Genomic DNA, 16,809 nt, shown 5'->3' on the forward strand with positions numbered 1-16,809 from the left:
CCGCACGCGTGCCGCGTCGCCCCCTTCCCTTTCCTCACCACCGCCTCTTCGGAGACCCACCATGTCCAGAAAAATCGAAACACCCTCCACCGGCGTGCAGCGCCGCACGCTGCTGCAAGGCACCGCGGGCATTCTCGCGACCGGAATCTTTCCGGCCATCCATGCGCAGGAAAAGATCGTGCTGCGCTACCTCGGCACCGCGGTCAACCAGGACAAGGCGATCGCCGAGAAGTTCAAGGCCGACACCGGCATCGAGATCCAGTACGTGGCCGTCACCACCGACGACGTCACCAAGCGCGCCGTGACCGCGCCGAACAGCTTCGACCTGCTCGACACCGAGTACTTCTCGCTCAAGAAGATCGTGCCCACGGGCAACCTGAAGGGCATCGACACCAAGCGCGTGAAGAATGCCGACAAGATCACCACGCTGTTCACCAAGGGCGAAGTCGCCGGCAAGAAGGTCGGCAGCCAGGGGACGGCGCCGATCAAGGTGATCTACCTCGAAGGCGAGAAGAGCAAGGCTTTCGCGACGTCGCCGACGCAGTTCATGTCGCTGATCCCGACCACCTACAACGCCGACACGCTCGGCATCCGGCCCGACCTGATCAAGCGGCCGATCGGCTCGTGGGCCGAACTGCTCAATCCCGAGTTCAAGGGCAAGGCCGCGATCCTCAACATTCCGTCGATCGGCATCATGGACGCGGCGATGGTGGTGGAGTCCAAGGGCCTCCACAAGTACGCCGACAAGGGCAACATGACCAAGGCCGAGATCGACCTCACGATCAAGACGCTGATCGAAGCCAAGAAGGCGGGTCAGTTCCGTGCGCTGTGGAAGGACTTCAACGAGTCGGTCAACCTCATGTCCTCGGGCGAAGTCGTGATCCAGTCGATGTGGTCGCCTGCGGTCACGGCCGTGCGCAGCAAGGGCATCGACTGCACCTTCCAGCCGCTCAAGGAAGGCTATCGCGCCTGGGCTTCGGGCTTCGGCCTGCCGGCCACGCTCTCAGGCAAGAAGCTCGACGGCGCCTATGAATTCATCAACTGGTTCCTGGACGGCTGGGCCGGTGCCTACCTCAATCGTCAGGGCTACTACAGCGCCGTGCTCGAAACCGCCAAGGCCAAGATGGAGCCCTACGAATGGGCTTACTGGATGGAAGGCAAGCCCGCCACGCAGGACATCAAGAGCCCGCAAGGCGACGTCATCGCCAAGGCTGGCTCGTTGCGCGACGGCGGCAGCTACGAGGAACGCATGGGCGCCATCGCATGCTGGAACGCAGTGATGGACGAAAACGAGTACATGGTCCGCAAGTGGAACGAGTTCGTAGCGGCGTGAAGCTCGCCCCCCAGGTTGGCTCACTGCGTGTAGCCGCCCACCCCCCTGCCGGGGGGCAACACCAGCGGCCCGGCAAAGCCGGTTCTGCGGTGTTTCCCGAACGGGCATTGCTGCGCTTGCGATGAGTGCGCAGATTGCCAGTGTTCACGACAGCGCGACGCCCGAACGGGCTGTCAAGGCCTGGTGGCAGGCTGCGCCGTTCGCGCTGGTGTTCCTGTTGTTCTTCCTGATTCCGCTGGCGCTGATCGCGATGGTCAGCCTGTGGAGTTTCAACGAGTACGAACTCATCCCCGCGCTGTCGCCGCGCAACTACCTGAGCATCTTCGAAGGGTGCTCGCATCTCACCGACAACGGCGACCTCTGCGTCACGCTGTCGACCTATCTCAGCACGCTCAAGTTCTGCGTCCTCGTCTGGGCCATCACGCTGCTGATCGGCTTCGCCGTTGCGTACTTCCTGGCCTTCCACGTGCGTTCGCCGGGGATGCAGACGCTGCTCTTCGTGCTGTGCACAGTGCCGTTCTGGACTTCCAACGTGATCCGCATGATCTCGTGGGTGCCGCTGCTGGGCCGCAACGGACTGGTGAACCAGGGCCTGATGGGGCTGGGATTGATCGACTCGCCCATCGAGTGGCTGCTGTTCTCCGACTTCTCGGTGGTGCTCGCCTTCGTGCATCTGTACACGATGTTCATGATCGTGCCGATCTTCAATTCGATGATGCGCATCGACCGCTCGCTGCTCGAAGCCGCGAGCGACTCCGGCGCATCGGGCTGGCAGACGCTGTGGAACGTGATCGTGCCGCTCTCGCGCACCGGCATCCTCATCGGCTCGATCTTCGTCATCACGATCGTGATGGGTGACTTCGTGACCATCGGCGTGATGGGCGGCCAGCAGATCGCCTCGGTCGGCAAGATCATCCAGGTGCAGACCTCCTACCTGCAGTTCCCGCTGGCGGCGGCGAACGCGATGATCCTGCTGGCCGTGGTGCTGATGATCATCTGGGGCCTCACGCGCCTCGTCGACATCCGCAAAGAGCTATGAGCAACCGCATCGGCGAACAACGCGCGGCGGGCTTCTGGCCACTGGCCTTCGTCTTCGCGCTCTTCGTGCTCTTTCTCTACGGGCCGATGATCACGATCTTCGTGCTGAGCTTCCAGGGCCCGGAAGGCGGCCTCACCTTTCCGTTGCGCGGCGTCTCGCTGCACTGGTTCCACAAGCTGGCCGAAGGGCTCGGCACGGTGGAAATCGCCGCTGCATTCCGGCGCTCGCTGATGCTGGGCACGGTCGTGATGCTGTTCACCGTGGTGCTGTCCGTGCTGGCGGGCCTGGCGTTCCGCAAGAAGCTCAAGGGCGGCAACGCGCTCTTCTTCGTGACGGTGGCGAGCCTGATCATGCCGTCGATCATCGTGTCGCTCGGCATCGGGCTGCAGTTCCGCCTGCTCGACACAGGCATCAAGGGCGTGCTCACCGCGCTGGATGCGACCAGCACGCTCGAAAATTACGGCACCGCGCTGGGACTTCTCACTTCGGCGCTCGGCGCGCACCTGACATGGACGCTTCCTTTCGGCCTGCTGATCATGTTCGCCGTCTTCAACCGCTTCAATCCGGCGTATGAAGAAGCCGCCCGCGATCTGGGCGCGACACCATGGCAGACCTTCTGCCACGTCGTGCTGCCGCTGATCGGGCCGTCCGTGGTCGGCATCGGCATGTTCGGCTTCACGCTCAGCTGGGACGAGATCGCGCGCACCTCGCAGGCCATCGGCGACGTCAATACCCTGCCGCTCGAACTCCAAGGCCTCACATCGACCGTGACGACACCGTCCATCTACGCGCTCGGCACGGTGACCACCGTCGTCTCATTCGCCGTGATGGGGATCGCGCTCGGTACCGCGGCACTGCTGCGCAGGCGGGCCACGCGTCGTCGCTGATGGCCCGCCTGCTCGTCATCAACCCCAACACTTCGGCTTCGGTCAGCCAGTTGCTGGAACGCCATCTGCGTGCAAAGGCCGGCCCCGCGCTGGACATTCATACGGTCACCGCCCGCTTCGGCGCGCCTTACATCGCCAGCGAAGCCAGCTACGCAGTGGCGCAACACGCGACGCTCGACGCATGGGCCGTCGCGCATGCGCACGGCCAGCGGCCCGACGCGGTGCTGATCGGTTGCTTCGGCGACCCCGGCCTGTTCGCTATGCGCGATGGCGCGGGCTTGCCGGTCAGCGGCCTCGCGGAAGCCGCGTTTCAGTTCGCAAAGAGGTATGGCCGATTCGCCGTCGTCACCGGGGGCGAGCCGTGGCGGCCGATGCTCGAACGGCTGGCCTGGTCGCTTGGGTTTTCGACATCGCTCGCGGGCATCCATACAGTCGCACCGACCGGCGCGCAACTCGCCGCCGACCCGGCTGGTGCCCACGCCCTGCTCGCCGAAGCGTGCCGCGAGGCGATCGTGCGCTTCGACGCGCAGGCGGTCATCCTCGGCGGCGCAAGCCTGGCCGGCATGGCAGCCGAAATCGCCGCCGCGGTGCCGGTGCCGCTCGTCGACAGCGTAGATGCCGGCGCGGAATGGGCGCTGTCTACAACGCAAGCGCCAGCCACCTCGCGCGTGACGGCAAAGGGCTTCGGTATCGCCTGGCAAAGCGTGTCCTGGGAACTTGAAGCGCTCGGTTGAGGCGTCCCCACCCCTAGCGCGGTCGTCCCGACCGTGCCACCATCTTTCGATGACCACCCCACACCATGCCCACAACGCGCACGCGGTCGAACCGGTTGCGCTCGCCCAACCCCGTGGCGTCGACCAGATCGTCGCGGGCGTTTCCACCAGCGACGGCGACGGCGTCAAGCTCACGCGGGTGCTGCACCAGCCCCTGCAGCAGCGTCTCGACCCCTACCTGATGCTCGATGCCTTCGGCAGTGACAACCCCGGCGACTACATCGGCGGTTTTCCGAGCCACCCGCATCGAGGCTTCGAAACAGTGACCTACATGATCTCCGGGCGCATGCGCCACCGCGACAGCCACGGCCATGAAGGGCTGCTGTCGAACGGCGGCGTGCAATGGATGACGGCCGGCCGCGGCCTGGTGCACAGCGAGCTGCCCGAGCAGGAAGAAGGTCTCATGGAAGGCTTTCAGCTCTGGCTGAACCTGCCGGCCAAGGACAAGATGCGCGAGCCCTGGTATCGCGACATTCAAAGTGAAGAGATACCCGAATTCACCACGCCGGCCGGTGTTCACGTGCGTGTCATCGCCGGCGAAAGCCACGGCGTCGCGGGCGCGATGCAGCGCGAACATACCGAGCCGCTCTACCTCGACATCACGCTGCCGCCCGGCTCCGAGTTCGCGCAGCCGCTGCCGGAGAAGTACAACGCGCTGGTCTACGTGTTCCGCGAATCGATCTACATCGGAAGCAGCGAGGTCCCCACAAAGCGAATGGTGATCCTCGCGAACGAACCGGGCAGCGACGGCGTGGCGCTGCGTGCGCCGGCGTCCAATCACAGTCCGGCCCGTGTGCTGCTGATTGCCGGCAATCCGCTGCATGAGCCGATCGCCCAATACGGCCCCTTCGTCATGAACACGAGAGAACAGGTGACGCAGGCCGTGCACGACTTCCAGAACGGCAAGTTCGCCTGAGTGGCTCGCCCTCGTTCACCTATCTTTACGCAGGCTAACTCGGCCCTCACGGTCGGGAAACATGGGATCGCCACACTTGCCTTCACCTGCTGCCCATCGGCGGCGGGCTTCTTCGAAAGGAAGCACTCTCATGATCTCGTCTCGCAAAAGCCTTCTCTGTGCCGGTCTGCTGGCTGCCACCCTCGCTTCGACGGGTGCCTTCGCGCAAGCCCCGGCGGCACCTGCTTCGCCACCCGCCCAAGCCCAGTCCGGCGCCAATCCGTCGCACGCACGGCCTGACCGCGCGCAGCGCTTCGAGCAGATGCAGCAGCGCCGTGCTCAGCATCTCGCAGCCCTGAAGGAAAAGCTCAAGCTCACCCCGGCGCAGGAAGGCGCGTGGAGCACGTTCTCGGCCGCACAGCAGCCGCCGGCGCGCCCCGCCGGCCAACCCCGCATGGATCGCGAGGAGTTCACCAAGCTGACCACGCCGCAACGCCTGGACCTGATGCAATCGCGTCAGGCGGAACGCACCGCCATGTTTGCCAAGCGCGCCGACGCCACGCGCAGCTTCTACGCCGGGCTGACCCCGGATCAGCAGAAGACCTTCGACGCGGAGGCGATGCGACGCTTCGGTCCCGGCGATCGCGGCGAGCATGGTGAACACGGCGGCCGCCACCACCCGGCTGCGCCAGCCAAGAGCTGATCGCCTCGCCTCCATCAATAAGCCCACGACGTGCAAGCGTCGCGGGCTTATTGCATGGCGCTATGCCCATCGCTGTAGGAACAGGCCCATGTTCCTCGCGGTCTGGCGAAGAACGTCGCGCGTTCCTACACTTGGCGGACGTTGGTCAGCTTACAAACTTCATCTGTGAAGCCCTCGTCCCATACGGCGGCCGTGATGCCCCTGCCGACTTCGCTCAAAGTCATGACGGTGAACACCCACAAGGGCTTCACGGCGCTGAACCGCAAGTTCATCCTCCCCGAACTCAGGGACGCGGTGCGCACGGTGGGTGCGGACGTCGTCTTCTTGCAGGAGGTGCTCGGCACGCATTCGCGTCATTCACGCAAGATCGACAACTGGCCCGAGGCCCCGCATTACGAATTCCTGGCCGACACGATGTGGCCCCAGTTCGCCTATGGCCGCAACGCCGTGTACCCGAAAGGACACCATGGCAACGCGGTGCTGTCGAAGTTCCCGATCGTCCATCACCGAAACCACGACGTATCGATCACCGGCCCCGAGAAGCGCGGGTTGCTGCATTGCGTGTTGCGGCTGCCGGCAAGGCCGGTCGACGTGCATGTGATCTGCACGCATCTGGGCCTGGCCGAGAGCCATCGGCAGGAACAACTCGAACTGCTCTGCCATATCGTGCGTGACGAGGTGCCGGCCGACGCGCCCTTGATCGTGGCCGGCGATTTCAACGACTGGCGCGGCAAGGCCCATCGCATTCTCGAAGCGGGCGCTTCATTGCGGGAGGTGTTCGTCCTCGCGCACGGCAGCGCGGCCAGGACCTTTCCGGCACGGTTTCCGGTACTGCCGCTCGACCGCATCTACGTGCGCAACGCGGCCGTGCACGCTCCCATCGTGCTGCCGCGAAGGCCCTGGTCGCACCTGTCGGACCATGCGCCGCTCGTCGCGGAGATCGAGCTATGAGCGCCGCGCCGGGCCGCCCCAAGCAAGCTCGCACCGCAGTGCGCAGCACGGAGGTTAGCTTATGAGCGCAGCCGGTGGTCAGCGCTGGATCGGGGGCAACCGCGTCGAGTTGCTGGAAAACGGTGAGACGTTTTTCCCGCGCGTGTTCGAGGCCATCCGCAGTGCACGGCGCGAAGTCATCGTCGAGACCTTCATCCTGTTCGAGGACAAGGTCGGCAAGGCGCTCCATGCCGTCATGCGAGCGGCGGCGCAAAGGGGCGTGAAGGTCGACCTGATGATCGACGGCTTCGGTTCCCCGGACCTGTCGCCCGAATTCATCGAGGGCCTGACGTCCGCAGGCGTGAAGCTGCGCGTCTTCGATCCCGGCACGCGCCTGTTCGGACAACGCCTCAATGTCTTCCGCCGGATGCACCGGAAGATCGTGGTCGTCGACGGATCGACGGCTTTCGTCGGTGGCATCAATTTCGCCGCCGATCATCTGCTCGACTTCGGCCCGAAAGCAAAGCAGGACTACGCAGTGGCGCTCAAGGGGCCGATCGTCGCGGAGATCCATCGCTTCGTGCTCCACGCCATTGCGGTCGGCGGCAAGGGATCTGGATGGTTCAGGCGCCGGCTGAGCGCCTCCAGTCATGTTGCCGACGAGGCGCAAGGCGAAGCCGAAGTCCAGTTCGTGACGCGCGACAATCGCCGGCACACCGACGACATTGAACGCCACTACCGGGCTGCCATCCGGAGTGCGCGGCAACGTATCTTGATTGCCAACGCGTATTTCTTCCCCGGCTACACCTTGATCAAGGAAATGCGACGCGCGGCCCGGCGCGGTGTCGATGTGCGCCTGATCCTGCAAGGCAATCCCGACATGCCGATCGTCAAGACGGCGGCCAGCATGCTCTACCACCATCTCCTGCACGCCGGCGTACGCATCTACGAATACTGCGAGCGGCCGTTGCATGGCAAGGTCGCTCTGGCGGACGATCAATGGAGCACCGTCGGGTCGAGCAACCTCGACCCGCTCAGCCTGTCGCTCAATCTCGAGGCGAACGTGATCGTGCGGGACAAGGCCTTTAACCAGATCCTGTGGGATCGACTCGATGCGCTCATGCAGCACAACTGCAACCAGATCCAGGCCGCAGACCTCACTGACTGGAGCGCTTGGCGACTGGTGCGCAGCTTCTTCATCTTCCACCTGTTGCGCTGGTATCCGGCGTGGGCCGGGTGGCTGCCACGCCATGCACCGAGGCTGAAGCCGCTCGAAGGACCCCGCCCGGGCGGCTCCGGCGCGACCCGGACGGACGCGGCGTGATGGCCAACACTCCGGCAACGGGCGTCGTCGCGCCGTCACGCGCCGCTGCGTCGGACGGTTGGCACCGCGCGAAGCGCATCGCCGCATGGGTGTTCTTCGCACTGGTCGTCTTCCTGGTCGTGCGACAGGCCCGCACCATCGACTGGCGCAATGTACTGGCATCGGTGCGGGAGATCCCGCTGCCTATGCTGCTCGCGGCTGCCGGCCTCGCCGCCTGCAGCCACGCGCTCTACAGCACCTACGACCTGCTCGGCCGCCGAATGACGGGCCACCGGCTCCGCACCGGGCCGGTGATGAGCGTCACCTTCATCAGCTACGCATTCAACCTGAACCTCGGCGCGCTGGTGGGCGGCGTCGCCTTCAGGTATCGCCTTTATTCACGGCTCGGGTTGGACAGCAACACGATCACGCGCGTGCTTGGCTTCAGCATGCTGACCAACTGGTTCGGCTATGTCGTGGTCGCCGGCGCGGCCTTCTGCTTCTGGCCGATGTCCCTGCCCCCGGACTGGAAGATCGGCGACGAGGGCCTGCGCATCCTCGGCGCAGTGCTGATACTCGCCGGGCTGGCCTACCTGACGCTGTGCGCCATCGCCCGCGAGCACACCTGGCGCGTGCGCGGTCACGAGCTCGACACGCCGCCGCTGCGCATCGCGCTGCTTCAGCTGGTCATTTCCTGCGCGAACTGGTCGCTGATGGGCGGGGTGATCTGGTTCCTGCTCGAGCAACGATTGCCTTACCCGACAGTGCTTGCGGTGTTCCTCGTCGCCGCGGTGGCGGGCGTCATCACGCATGTCCCCGGCGGGTTGGGCGTGCTGGAAGCCGTCTTCCTCGCGCTGTTGTCGCACCGGCTCTCGCAGGACCAGCTGCTCGGTTCACTGCTCGCGTATCGCGCGCTCTACTACCTCCTGCCGCTGATCGTGGCCTGCGTGGTCTATCTCGTGACGGAAGTGCACGCCAGGCGCCTGCGTCGGCCATCGCCAGCGCCTCTGTCCTGACAACCCTGCGTCAGCGAAGCCAGCGCATCCTTCGCTGATTTACGGCTTATCGCCTACAGGAAGGCCATGAAGCGAGACCTAACTTGAGGGCATGTCGCTTCATTCCGTCACCCTTGCGAGCCAGACCGACCTGAACGGGTTCCGGCGCGAAGCCCGGGCCCTGCTCGCGGCGCTTGTTTCGCCGGAGGAGGTGCAATGGCATGCGCCGCCGGGGATCGCCACCGTCCTTTCGCAAGGAGCAGGAAATGCCGTGAATGGGCATCTTGCCGACAGGCCGCACGGCGGGATCAATCTCTTTCTGCCACGTTCATTCATGTCGTTGTGCGACATCGTCATCCTCAACAACGACCCGGATCGCTTCGGCCTCCTCTATCGGCTGCTGTGGCGACTCGTCCACGAGCCCGGCTTGCGCCGCACCCCGCTGGACGGCGACCGCGTGCGTGCGGTTCACATGGCCCAGGCGGTGCGTCGCGACATCCAGAGGATGAAGGCGCTCGTCCGCTTCAAACCCGTCGAAGAAGGGATCGCCGGGGAGTCGTTGCACATCGCGTGGTACGAACCCGACCATTACATCGTCGAGGGGATCGCGCCGTTCTTCGCTCGTCGATTTGCGCAGGTCCGCTGGGCGATCCTCACGCCGGCATGCAGCGTTCGATGGAATTGCGAAACGCTGGAATTCAGACCGGGCATTCGGCAGTCGATCCCACGCGAAGCCAGCGACGGCCAGTGGCTCATGCACTACCGCGAGGCTTTCGATACTGCGCGAACCAGCGTCGCGCCCGAGACGGCGAATCGCAGCGACACTCGACGGTCGTCGAACTCACGAGTAGGACTCCATCCTTAATCGATGTTGCAATGCAGCAATTTTGGCGGCGAAAGTCTATAGTGCTCTGACACCCAGCACACAACGTTCCATGACGCACGACATCTCTTCCCCCCGCTTTTTCAATCCGCTCATGCTGTGGGCCGACGTCGCCGTCAAGACCAACGAGATGCTCCTGTCGTCCGGCTCGGTCATCCAGATGCGTACCGAGCGCATCGCCCGCGCCGGGCTCACGCCGAGCGATGACGATCTCGCCGAATTTCAGCTCATGGGCCACGAGAAACTGGCCGCGGCGAGCGAGGCAGGTGCCGCGATGGCGAACCAGATTCACACAACGCAATTCGCTCTCATCAATCGGGCGGTCCGCCATTGGCTGGGCAGCGGCGTGGCGCTCTTCTCGTTGTCCACCAGCGTCACCGCCGCACAGGCCTTGAGGCACGCCGAAGCACTCGGAACCGCCGCCGCACGATCGGCCGCAGTAGTCACTCAGTTCACCAGCGCCGGCGCCCGCATCGTGCAGCGTGGGCTCAAGCCGATCCACGCCAAGGCGACGTCGAATGCGCGCCGGCTTGCCGGCGAACAGGCTGCGTGAACCTCAGCGCGCCGCGATCAGCCGCAGCAACGTAATCTCCGAAGGCGCACCGAAACGCTTGGGCGGCCCCCAATAGCCGGTGCCGCGGCTTGTGTAGACCCACATCTCGTGCAACTTGTGCAGGCCCGCCGTGAAGGGCTGCTGCAGCGGGACGAACAGATTCCACGGAAAGAACTGTCCGCCGTGCGTATGGCCCGAAAGCTGAAGGTGGTAGCCCGCCTCGGCGGCGGCTGGCGCGCTGCGCGGCTGGTGCGCAAGCAGCACACGCGTGTGAACCAGCGGAGGCGCGTCGAGCAATGCGCGCTGCGGATCGCTCGCATGCTCGGCATCGAAATGCACCGCGGTGTAGTCCGTCACCCCAGCCACCAATAGCGCGCTCTCGAGCACTTCCTCGTCGGTCTGCGCGCCCTTCACGTTGCGCGTCTGCAGGACGACATGTTCGTTCAGCAACACGCGAAGCCCCAGCCGACGCAGTTCGTCGACCCACGCATGAACGCCGGCGTAGTACTCATGGTTTCCGGTCACCACGAAAGTGCCGTGCTTGGCGCGCAAACCCTGGAGTGGCGCAATGTGATCACGCAATTCCGGCACCGTGCCGTCGACCAGGTCGCCGGTGATCGCGACCATGTCGGCACTCAAGCCGTTGACGGCATCGACGATGCGCTGGATATAGCCGCGCTTGATGGTCGGCCCCACATGGATGTCGCTGAGCTGCGCAATCGTGAATCCGTCCAGCGCGGACGGCAGGTCTCGGATCGGCACGTCGACGCGCACCACATTGGCCGTGCGCCGCGCATTGAGAAAGCCAATCAGCGAAGTCCCCGTGGCCAACAGCGGGACCGTGACGGCGCTCAGGTCCTGCCATCGCGACCAATCGATCGTCCAGCCAAGCGCCAGCGTCGTGAGCCAAGTCAGCAGCAAGCCGGCATCGCGCACCATCGTGAGCACGAACATGGATGAAAACCACCCCATGCTCAGTAGCCCGATCCATTTCCAGCCGTCGGCGAACTGCCGGCGTTCGGAACGCATGCCGACGAACGGAAGCGGCATGGTTGCCGCGGACACGACCAGCGCCGCCAGCAGCAATGACCAGCCGGCCCCATGGCCGGCGAGCGAAGGCAGCAGCCGCACGCCGATGTAGACGTGCAGCAGCGTAATGAGAAGGATCAGGGGTCGAAGCGGCATCGGAGCCTGGCAGGACGGGCAAAACCCGGACCCCACATGTGCGAGCAGGAAGCCCCACATTCAAGGTGCATGCCACCCTGCCGGCGCATATTTAATCTCAGGTCCGACAACCGTGCGCGCGACCGAGAACGCGCGCCTGAAACCGCGAACGTCAGGAGTGCGCGGCGATGCTCGTACCGGCCGGCCACACGAACACCGTGCGTGTCGGGCTGCCCGGCAGGATTTCCACCTGCTGTTTCAGCGTCTGGCCTCCGAGCGTGGCTTCGACTTCGTATCGGCCCGGATCAAGCCGCGCGACCAAGAACGGGCCATCGGACACGACGCGGCTCAATACCGTCTCGCCGGACGCATTTCGCACCGTCACCTCGACCTCGGCGGCGAAATCCGCCCGTTTCGCGTCCTTGATGGCGAATTCGAAGGTAGCCGGCCATCGGGGCGCAACGGTTTCCATCAACTCGGCCTCGTCACTGCTCACGCCGCCGCTCATGTACTCGACGCCGTTCATCATGTGGATCGGGGGGTTGTAGACCGCGTGTGCCGCCAGTGCACCGAAAAATGACACGCCGCCGATGGCCAGGCTGGCCACGGGATTCCAGAAACGCTTGGTTCTCATCGCGATGCCCTTCTTGTTGCCGTAATGAGTGTGAAGCGAACTTCACGCCAACACTATCTGCAAGAAGACTTAGGAGAACCTGATTGCGGTCGCAGTTTCGCGCGACCCCCGGCCATCAGAAGCCGAGTCAGTCGCCTGTGCTGGCGGAAGCCTGGTGTTCAGGCCGCGGCAAGCCCATCGCCGACGCGAAATCAACGTTCGATGGCCACATGAATACCGCCTTCGACCCGACGCCGTTGAAGACCACCAGCGGCTGGGAGAGCGTCACCCCGCCCATTGTCGCCTCGACATCGTAGGCACCCGGATTGAGGCGGGCCAGCATGAAGGGCGAACCGGTGGAAGCCTGCATCACCTCCCTGCCGGAATACCGTTCACGCACCACGACGTTCACGTCGGACGGAAACCGAACGCCTGAACCGGATCGCGTGATGCCGAACTCGAGCGTGGCTGCCCAGCGGGGCGACACAGTCTTCATGAATGCCGCTTCATCGCCGCTTCTGCCGCCGCACATGTATTCGATGCCCTGCGCCACCTTGATGGGCGGATTCGTCAGCGCCTGCGCCGACGTGAATGCACCAAAGACGACGACGGCCGCCAAGGGCCGGCAAAATCGGGTCGGGATCATTTGCTCTGCTGTCCTCTTGCTCAAAATGGCGTGAAATCCGCCGGAGATTTTGCTTAGCAAGAGTCGGGCTAGGAATAGCGTTTACGCGCATTCCCGAACAGAGCAGCGGTCAGGGGGCCGAAAAAGTCATAAAGCACCGTCGCTTTTGCTTTTGGAGCATCGGCGCCCCGCAACAACCATCAAACGTCGATATTCGCGGCTCGCAACGCGTTCTGCTCGATGAATTCGCGACGCGGCTCGACCTCGTCACCCATCAGCATCGTGAACACGCGGTCGGCCTCGATCGCATCGTCGATCTGCACGCGCAGAAGGCGCCGCACGCTGGGGTCCATCGTCGTTTCCCACAACTGCTCGGGATTCATTTCGCCCAGGCCCTTGTAGCGCTGGCGTGAGGTCGCGTTCTCTGCCTGGCCGATGAGCCAACGCATCGCTTCGCGGAAATCGCCGACCTTTTCTTCCTTGGCCCTCTCGCCTTCGCCACGCTTGACGAGTGCGCCCTCGCCCAGGAGATCACGGAAGGTCTTGGCCGCCTCGGCCAGCGCGGCATAGTCGGCGCCATGGACGAAGTCCTGAGTAAGCACGCTGCTCTTGATGTTGCCGTGATGGCGGCGGCTGACGCGCAGCAACGGCTTGTCGGTGCGCGCATCGAACTCGCTCGAAACGTCCGCCGGCGCGCCGGTGGTGTTCAATTCGCGCAGCTTGTTCTGCAGTGCGACAGCCGAGGCTTCTGCGCTGGCCGTGGTGTCGAGATCGAGTGAAACGCCATCGGCGATCGCGCGCAGCGCCTCCGCGTCGAGGAACACACCCAGGCGCGCGATCACCGCTTCGGCCAACTGGTGCTTCCGCGCCAGTTCGGCCAGCGTATCACCGCTGAGCGTGGTCGGATTGGCACCGCCGGTCGTGACGCTAGCATCCTTCAACGCGACCTTCAGCAGGAACGCATCGAGGGCCGGACCATCCTTCAGATACTGCTCCTCTTTGCCGACCTTGACCTTGTAGAGCGGCGGCTGCGCGATGTAGATGTGCCCGCGTTCCACCAGTTCCGGCATCTGCCGATAGAAGAAGGTCAGCAGCAAGGTGCGGATGTGCGCACCGTCCACGTCGGCATCGGTCATGATGATGATGCGGTGGTAGCGCAGCTTGGCAACGTTGAAGTCGTCAGCACCACCGCCTGAAGTCGTCGCGCCCGCGCGGCCGATGCCGGTGCCGAGCGCGGTGATCATGGTCAGGATTTCGTTGCTGGTGAGCAGCTTTTCGTAGCGCGCCTTCTCAACGTTCAGGATCTTGCCGCGCAGCGGCAGGATGGCCTGAAACTTACGGTCACGTCCTTGCTTGGCCGATCCACCGGCGGAGTCACCCTCCACCAAGTAAACCTCGCACAGCGCCGGGTCCTTCTCCTGGCAATCGGCCAGCTTGCCGGGTAGGCCCATGCCATCGAGAACACCCTTGCGGCGCGTCATTTCACGCGCCTTGCGTGCCGCTTCGCGCGCGCGCGCTGCCTCGACGATCTTGCCGCAGATGATCTTCGCGTCGTTGGGCCGCTCTTGCAGGTAGTCGGTCAGCAGACGGCCGACGATGTCTTCGACCGGCGCGCGCACTTCGCTCGACACCAGCTTGTCCTTTGTCTGGCTGGAAAACTTGGGCTCCGGCACCTTCACGCTCATCACGCAGCAAAGGCCTTCGCGCATGTCGTCGCCGGTCACTTCGACCTTGGCCTTCTTGGCCATCTCGTTTTCTTCGATGTACTTGTTGATCACCCGCGTCATCGCAGCGCGCAGGCCGGTGAGGTGAGTGCCACCGTCACGCTGCGGGATATTGTTGGTGAAGCACAGCACCTGCTCGTTGTAACCGCTGTTCCACTGCATCGCGACTTCGACGCCGATGTGCGTGCCGGGGATGCCGCCATAGGTATCGGCCGGCTTTTCGCCCGCCGCGTAGAACACGTTGGGGTGGAGGACCGTCTTGCCCTTGTTGATGAACTCGACGAAGCCCTTCACGCCGCCGGCACCCGAGAAGTCGTCTTGCTTGCCGGTGCGTTCGTCGATGAGCCGGATGCGAACGCCGTTGTTGAGGAAGCTCAGTTCGCGCAGTCGCTTGCTCAGGATCTCGTAGTGAAAATCCGAGTTTTCCTTGAAGATTTCGGTGTCTGGCAGGAAGTGCACTTCGGTGCCGCGCTTCTCGGTCTCGCCCGTCACCTTCATCGGCGAGACCTCGACCCCGTTCACCGTCTCGACGATTCGATTTTGCACGAAGCCCTGGCTGAATTCGAGCGTGTGGACCTTGCCTTCGCGGCGGACGGTCAGGCGCAGCATCTTGCTGAGCGCGTTGACACAACTCACGCCCACCCCGTGCAGGCCGCCCGACACCTTATAGCTGTTCTGATTGAACTTGCCGCCTGCGTGCAGTTCGGTCAGCGCGATTTCCGCCGCCGAGCGCTTGGGCTCGTGCTTGTCGTCCATCTTCACGCCGGTCGGAATACCGCGGCCGTTGTCGGTCACCGAAATCGAATTGTCGGTGTGGATCGTCACGACGATGTCGTCGCAATAACCCGCGAGCGCCTCGTCGATCGAGTTGTCGACCACTTCGAACACCAGATGATGCAGACCGGTGCCATCGGATGTGTCCCCGATGTACATGCCGGGACGCTTACGCACCGCCTCGAGTCCTTCGAGGATCGTAATGGAACCTTCGCCGTAGGACGTGTCGGCCGACGGTGGCGTCACTTCGATCGGAATCGCGTTGTCGATCTCAGGGGTGTAAACCGGCTCGGTGTGCGGCACTTCCGGCTTGTTTTCTTCACTCATCAGACTCTTTCTCATCGGCAGCCCCGGAGCTACCGTCTCATTTCGGGAAACACCGCGGAACCGGCTTTGCCGGGCTGCTGGTGTTGCCCCCTGCAAGGGGGTGGGCGGCTACACGCAGTGAGCCAACCTGGGGGTGTGTCAAATCCTCATCGGCATCACGACGTACTTGAACGACGCGTTTTCAGGGATGGTCATCAACACCGAGCTGTTGGAATCGGCGAGGTCCAGCTTCACCATGTCCTGGCCCATGTTGGCCAGCGCATCGATCAGGTAGGTCACGTTGAAGCCGATCTCGATGCTGTCGCCACCGTAGTCGATGTCGAGCTCATCCTGCGCTTCTTCCTGCTCGGCGTTGTTGGACGCGATGCGCAGGGTGCCCGGCTCGATGTTGAGCCGCACGCCCTTGAACTTCTCGCTCGTCAGGATTGCAGTGCGCTGGAGGCTGGCCAGCAGCGGCGCACGCCCCAACGTCACCGTGTTCTTGTGGTTCTTGGGGATCACGCGGTTGTAGTCGGGGAACTTGCCCTCGACCAGCTTGGTGACGAACTCCATGCCACCGAAGTTGAACTTGGCCTGGTTGTTCGCGAACTGCATCTCGATCGCGCCCTCGGCATCGGACAGCAGGCGCTGCATCTCGAGTACCGTCTTGCGTGGCAGGATCACTTCCTGGCGCGGGACTTCGACATCCAGTGTCGCGGAAGCAAACGCCAGACGGTGGCCATCGGTCGCGACCAGGCTGAGTTGCTTGCCTTCGGCCACGAACAGGATGCCGTTCAGGTAGTAGCGGATGTCATGGACAGCCATCGCGAAGGACACCTGGCTCAGCAGATCCTTCAACGTCTTCTGCGGAACGCTGAACACAGGACCGAAGTTGGCCGATTCCTGAACCAGCGGAAAATCTTCGGCCGGAAGCGATTGCAGCGTGAACCGGCTCTTGCCACCCTTGAGCACCAGCTTGTTTGCACTCGATTCGAGGCTGACCGTCTGGTCGGCCGGCATGGTGCGGAGGATGTCGATCAGCTTGCGGGCGCCGATGGTCGTCGTGAAGTTGCCCTCGTCGCCGCCGAGTTCGGCCTGGGTACGGATCTGGATTTCGAGGTCGCTGGTGGTCAGTTGCAACTGGCCGCCCGTCTTGCGAATAAGCACATTGGCCAGGATGGGCAACGTGTGCCGCCGTTCCACGATGCCCGCCACCGATTGCAGCGCCGCGAGGACCTTGTCTTGCGTAGTCTTCAAAACGATCATGTTCTTACCTCTTCCTTTATTTCTTTAATTCAAATTAGTAGTA

Annotated in this window: 16 protein-coding genes; 11 read left to right on the plus strand and 5 right to left on the minus strand. The window is 63.8% G+C overall.

The features are described 5' to 3' along the window. Window positions 1-61: 61 nt before the first annotated feature. The 11 genes from AC1DN9_RS20520 (at window position 62) to AC1DN9_RS20570 (ending at window position 10,294) form a co-directional block, all read left to right on the plus strand. On the plus strand, window positions 62-1,333 hold the full coding sequence (locus tag AC1DN9_RS20520) for an ABC transporter substrate-binding protein (protein WP_478103301.1): 1,272 nt from the start codon (window positions 62-64) through the stop codon (window positions 1,331-1,333). Between the two features lie 121 nt (window positions 1,334-1,454). Further along, window positions 1,455-2,372 (plus strand): ABC transporter permease, encoded by a 918-nt coding sequence (locus AC1DN9_RS20525; RefSeq protein WP_478103302.1) that lies wholly within the window; start codon window positions 1,455-1,457, stop codon window positions 2,370-2,372. Then, complete coding sequence (locus tag AC1DN9_RS20530) at window positions 2,369-3,259, plus strand: ABC transporter permease (protein WP_478103304.1); 891 nt, start codon at window positions 2,369-2,371, stop codon at window positions 3,257-3,259. Before AC1DN9_RS20525 ends, AC1DN9_RS20530 begins: the two co-directional genes overlap by 4 nt. Further along, a complete protein-coding gene (locus AC1DN9_RS20535) occupies window positions 3,259-3,993 on the plus strand; it encodes an aspartate/glutamate racemase family protein (protein ID WP_478103305.1) in 735 nt (244 codons plus the stop codon). The genes AC1DN9_RS20530 and AC1DN9_RS20535 overlap by 1 nt, the downstream gene beginning before the upstream one ends. A gap of 49 nt (window positions 3,994-4,042) precedes the next feature. Continuing rightward, window positions 4,043-4,948, plus strand: a complete 906-nt coding sequence (locus tag AC1DN9_RS20540) for a pirin family protein (protein ID WP_478103306.1) — start codon at window positions 4,043-4,045, stop codon at window positions 4,946-4,948. Between the two features lie 130 nt (window positions 4,949-5,078). After that, window positions 5,079-5,630 (plus strand): Spy/CpxP family protein refolding chaperone, encoded by a 552-nt coding sequence (locus AC1DN9_RS20545; protein ID WP_478103308.1) that lies wholly within the window; start codon window positions 5,079-5,081, stop codon window positions 5,628-5,630. A 195-nt stretch (window positions 5,631-5,825) separates the two neighbouring features. Then, the gene (locus AC1DN9_RS20550) at window positions 5,826-6,581 is read left to right on the plus strand and encodes an endonuclease/exonuclease/phosphatase family protein (RefSeq protein WP_478103373.1); all 756 of its coding nucleotides are present in this window, start codon (window positions 5,826-5,828) and stop codon (window positions 6,579-6,581) included. A gap of 61 nt (window positions 6,582-6,642) precedes the next feature. Then, the gene (gene clsB / locus AC1DN9_RS20555) at window positions 6,643-7,884 is read left to right on the plus strand and encodes a cardiolipin synthase ClsB (protein WP_478103309.1); all 1,242 of its coding nucleotides are present in this window, start codon (window positions 6,643-6,645) and stop codon (window positions 7,882-7,884) included. Continuing rightward, entirely contained in the window at window positions 7,884-8,879 is a 996-nt protein-coding gene (locus tag AC1DN9_RS20560; RefSeq protein WP_478103310.1) for a lysylphosphatidylglycerol synthase domain-containing protein, read from the plus strand. The genes clsB and AC1DN9_RS20560 overlap by 1 nt, the downstream gene beginning before the upstream one ends. A 91-nt stretch (window positions 8,880-8,970) precedes the next feature. Next, window positions 8,971-9,723, plus strand: a complete 753-nt coding sequence (locus AC1DN9_RS20565) for a TIGR03915 family putative DNA repair protein (protein ID WP_478103311.1) — start codon at window positions 8,971-8,973, stop codon at window positions 9,721-9,723. Between the two features lie 70 nt (window positions 9,724-9,793). Continuing rightward, a complete protein-coding gene (locus AC1DN9_RS20570) occupies window positions 9,794-10,294 on the plus strand; it encodes a polyhydroxyalkanoate granule-associated phasin (RefSeq protein ID WP_478103313.1) in 501 nt (166 codons plus the stop codon). Between the two features lie 3 nt (window positions 10,295-10,297). Here the strand turns inward: AC1DN9_RS20570 and AC1DN9_RS20575 are convergent, their stop codons facing one another. The 5 genes from AC1DN9_RS20575 to dnaN all read right to left on the minus strand — a co-directional run bounded on the left by AC1DN9_RS20575 (window position 10,298) and on the right by dnaN (window position 16,766). After that, window positions 10,298-11,479, minus strand: a complete 1,182-nt coding sequence (locus AC1DN9_RS20575) for a metallophosphoesterase (protein ID WP_478103314.1) — start codon at window positions 11,477-11,479, stop codon at window positions 10,298-10,300. 151 nt (window positions 11,480-11,630) lie between these two features. Next, a complete protein-coding gene (locus tag AC1DN9_RS20580) occupies window positions 11,631-12,092 on the minus strand; it encodes a peptidase associated/transthyretin-like domain-containing protein (RefSeq protein ID WP_478103316.1) in 462 nt (153 codons plus the stop codon). Between the two features lie 127 nt (window positions 12,093-12,219). Beyond that, entirely contained in the window at window positions 12,220-12,717 is a 498-nt protein-coding gene (locus AC1DN9_RS20585) for a hypothetical protein (protein ID WP_478103317.1), read from the minus strand. 179 nt (window positions 12,718-12,896) lie between these two features. Then, complete coding sequence (gene gyrB, locus AC1DN9_RS20590) at window positions 12,897-15,521, minus strand: DNA topoisomerase (ATP-hydrolyzing) subunit B (RefSeq protein WP_478103319.1); 2,625 nt, start codon at window positions 15,519-15,521, stop codon at window positions 12,897-12,899. Window positions 15,522-15,659: 138 nt separating this feature from the next. After that, window positions 15,660-16,766 (minus strand): DNA polymerase III subunit beta, encoded by a 1,107-nt coding sequence (dnaN, locus tag AC1DN9_RS20595; RefSeq protein ID WP_478103320.1) that lies wholly within the window; start codon window positions 16,764-16,766, stop codon window positions 15,660-15,662. Between the last annotated feature and the right edge of the window lie 43 nt (window positions 16,767-16,809).

The sequence above is a fragment of the Variovorax sp. 05L425 genome (genome assembly GCF_056397705.1).

What these genes read in the sequence shown, in the direction of transcription:
- AC1DN9_RS20520 (WP_478103301.1), top strand. Translation starts at nt 62, where the DNA reads ATGTCCAGAAAAATCGAAACACCCTCCACCGGCGTGCAGCGCCGCACG.
- AC1DN9_RS20525 (WP_478103302.1), top strand. Translation starts at nt 1,455, where the DNA reads ATGAGTGCGCAGATTGCCAGTGTTCACGACAGCGCGACGCCCGAACGG.
- AC1DN9_RS20530 (WP_478103304.1), top strand. Translation starts at nt 2,369, where the DNA reads ATGAGCAACCGCATCGGCGAACAACGCGCGGCGGGCTTCTGGCCACTG.
- AC1DN9_RS20535 (WP_478103305.1), top strand. Translation starts at nt 3,259, where the DNA reads ATGGCCCGCCTGCTCGTCATCAACCCCAACACTTCGGCTTCGGTCAGC.
- AC1DN9_RS20540 (WP_478103306.1), top strand. Translation starts at nt 4,043, where the DNA reads ATGACCACCCCACACCATGCCCACAACGCGCACGCGGTCGAACCGGTT.
- AC1DN9_RS20545 (WP_478103308.1), top strand. Translation starts at nt 5,079, where the DNA reads ATGATCTCGTCTCGCAAAAGCCTTCTCTGTGCCGGTCTGCTGGCTGCC.
- AC1DN9_RS20550 (WP_478103373.1), top strand. Translation starts at nt 5,826, where the DNA reads ATGCCCCTGCCGACTTCGCTCAAAGTCATGACGGTGAACACCCACAAG.
- clsB (WP_478103309.1), top strand. Translation starts at nt 6,643, where the DNA reads ATGAGCGCAGCCGGTGGTCAGCGCTGGATCGGGGGCAACCGCGTCGAG.
- AC1DN9_RS20560 (WP_478103310.1), top strand. Translation starts at nt 7,884, where the DNA reads ATGGCCAACACTCCGGCAACGGGCGTCGTCGCGCCGTCACGCGCCGCT.
- AC1DN9_RS20565 (WP_478103311.1), top strand. Translation starts at nt 8,971, where the DNA reads ATGTCGCTTCATTCCGTCACCCTTGCGAGCCAGACCGACCTGAACGGG.
- AC1DN9_RS20570 (WP_478103313.1), top strand. Translation starts at nt 9,794, where the DNA reads ATGACGCACGACATCTCTTCCCCCCGCTTTTTCAATCCGCTCATGCTG.
- AC1DN9_RS20575 (WP_478103314.1), bottom strand. Translation starts at nt 11,479, where the DNA reads ATGCCGCTTCGACCCCTGATCCTTCTCATTACGCTGCTGCACGTCTAC.
- AC1DN9_RS20580 (WP_478103316.1), bottom strand. Translation starts at nt 12,092, where the DNA reads ATGAGAACCAAGCGTTTCTGGAATCCCGTGGCCAGCCTGGCCATCGGC.
- AC1DN9_RS20585 (WP_478103317.1), bottom strand. Translation starts at nt 12,717, where the DNA reads ATGATCCCGACCCGATTTTGCCGGCCCTTGGCGGCCGTCGTCGTCTTT.
- gyrB (WP_478103319.1), bottom strand. Translation starts at nt 15,521, where the DNA reads ATGAGTGAAGAAAACAAGCCGGAAGTGCCGCACACCGAGCCGGTTTAC.
- dnaN (WP_478103320.1), bottom strand. Translation starts at nt 16,766, where the DNA reads ATGATCGTTTTGAAGACTACGCAAGACAAGGTCCTCGCGGCGCTGCAA.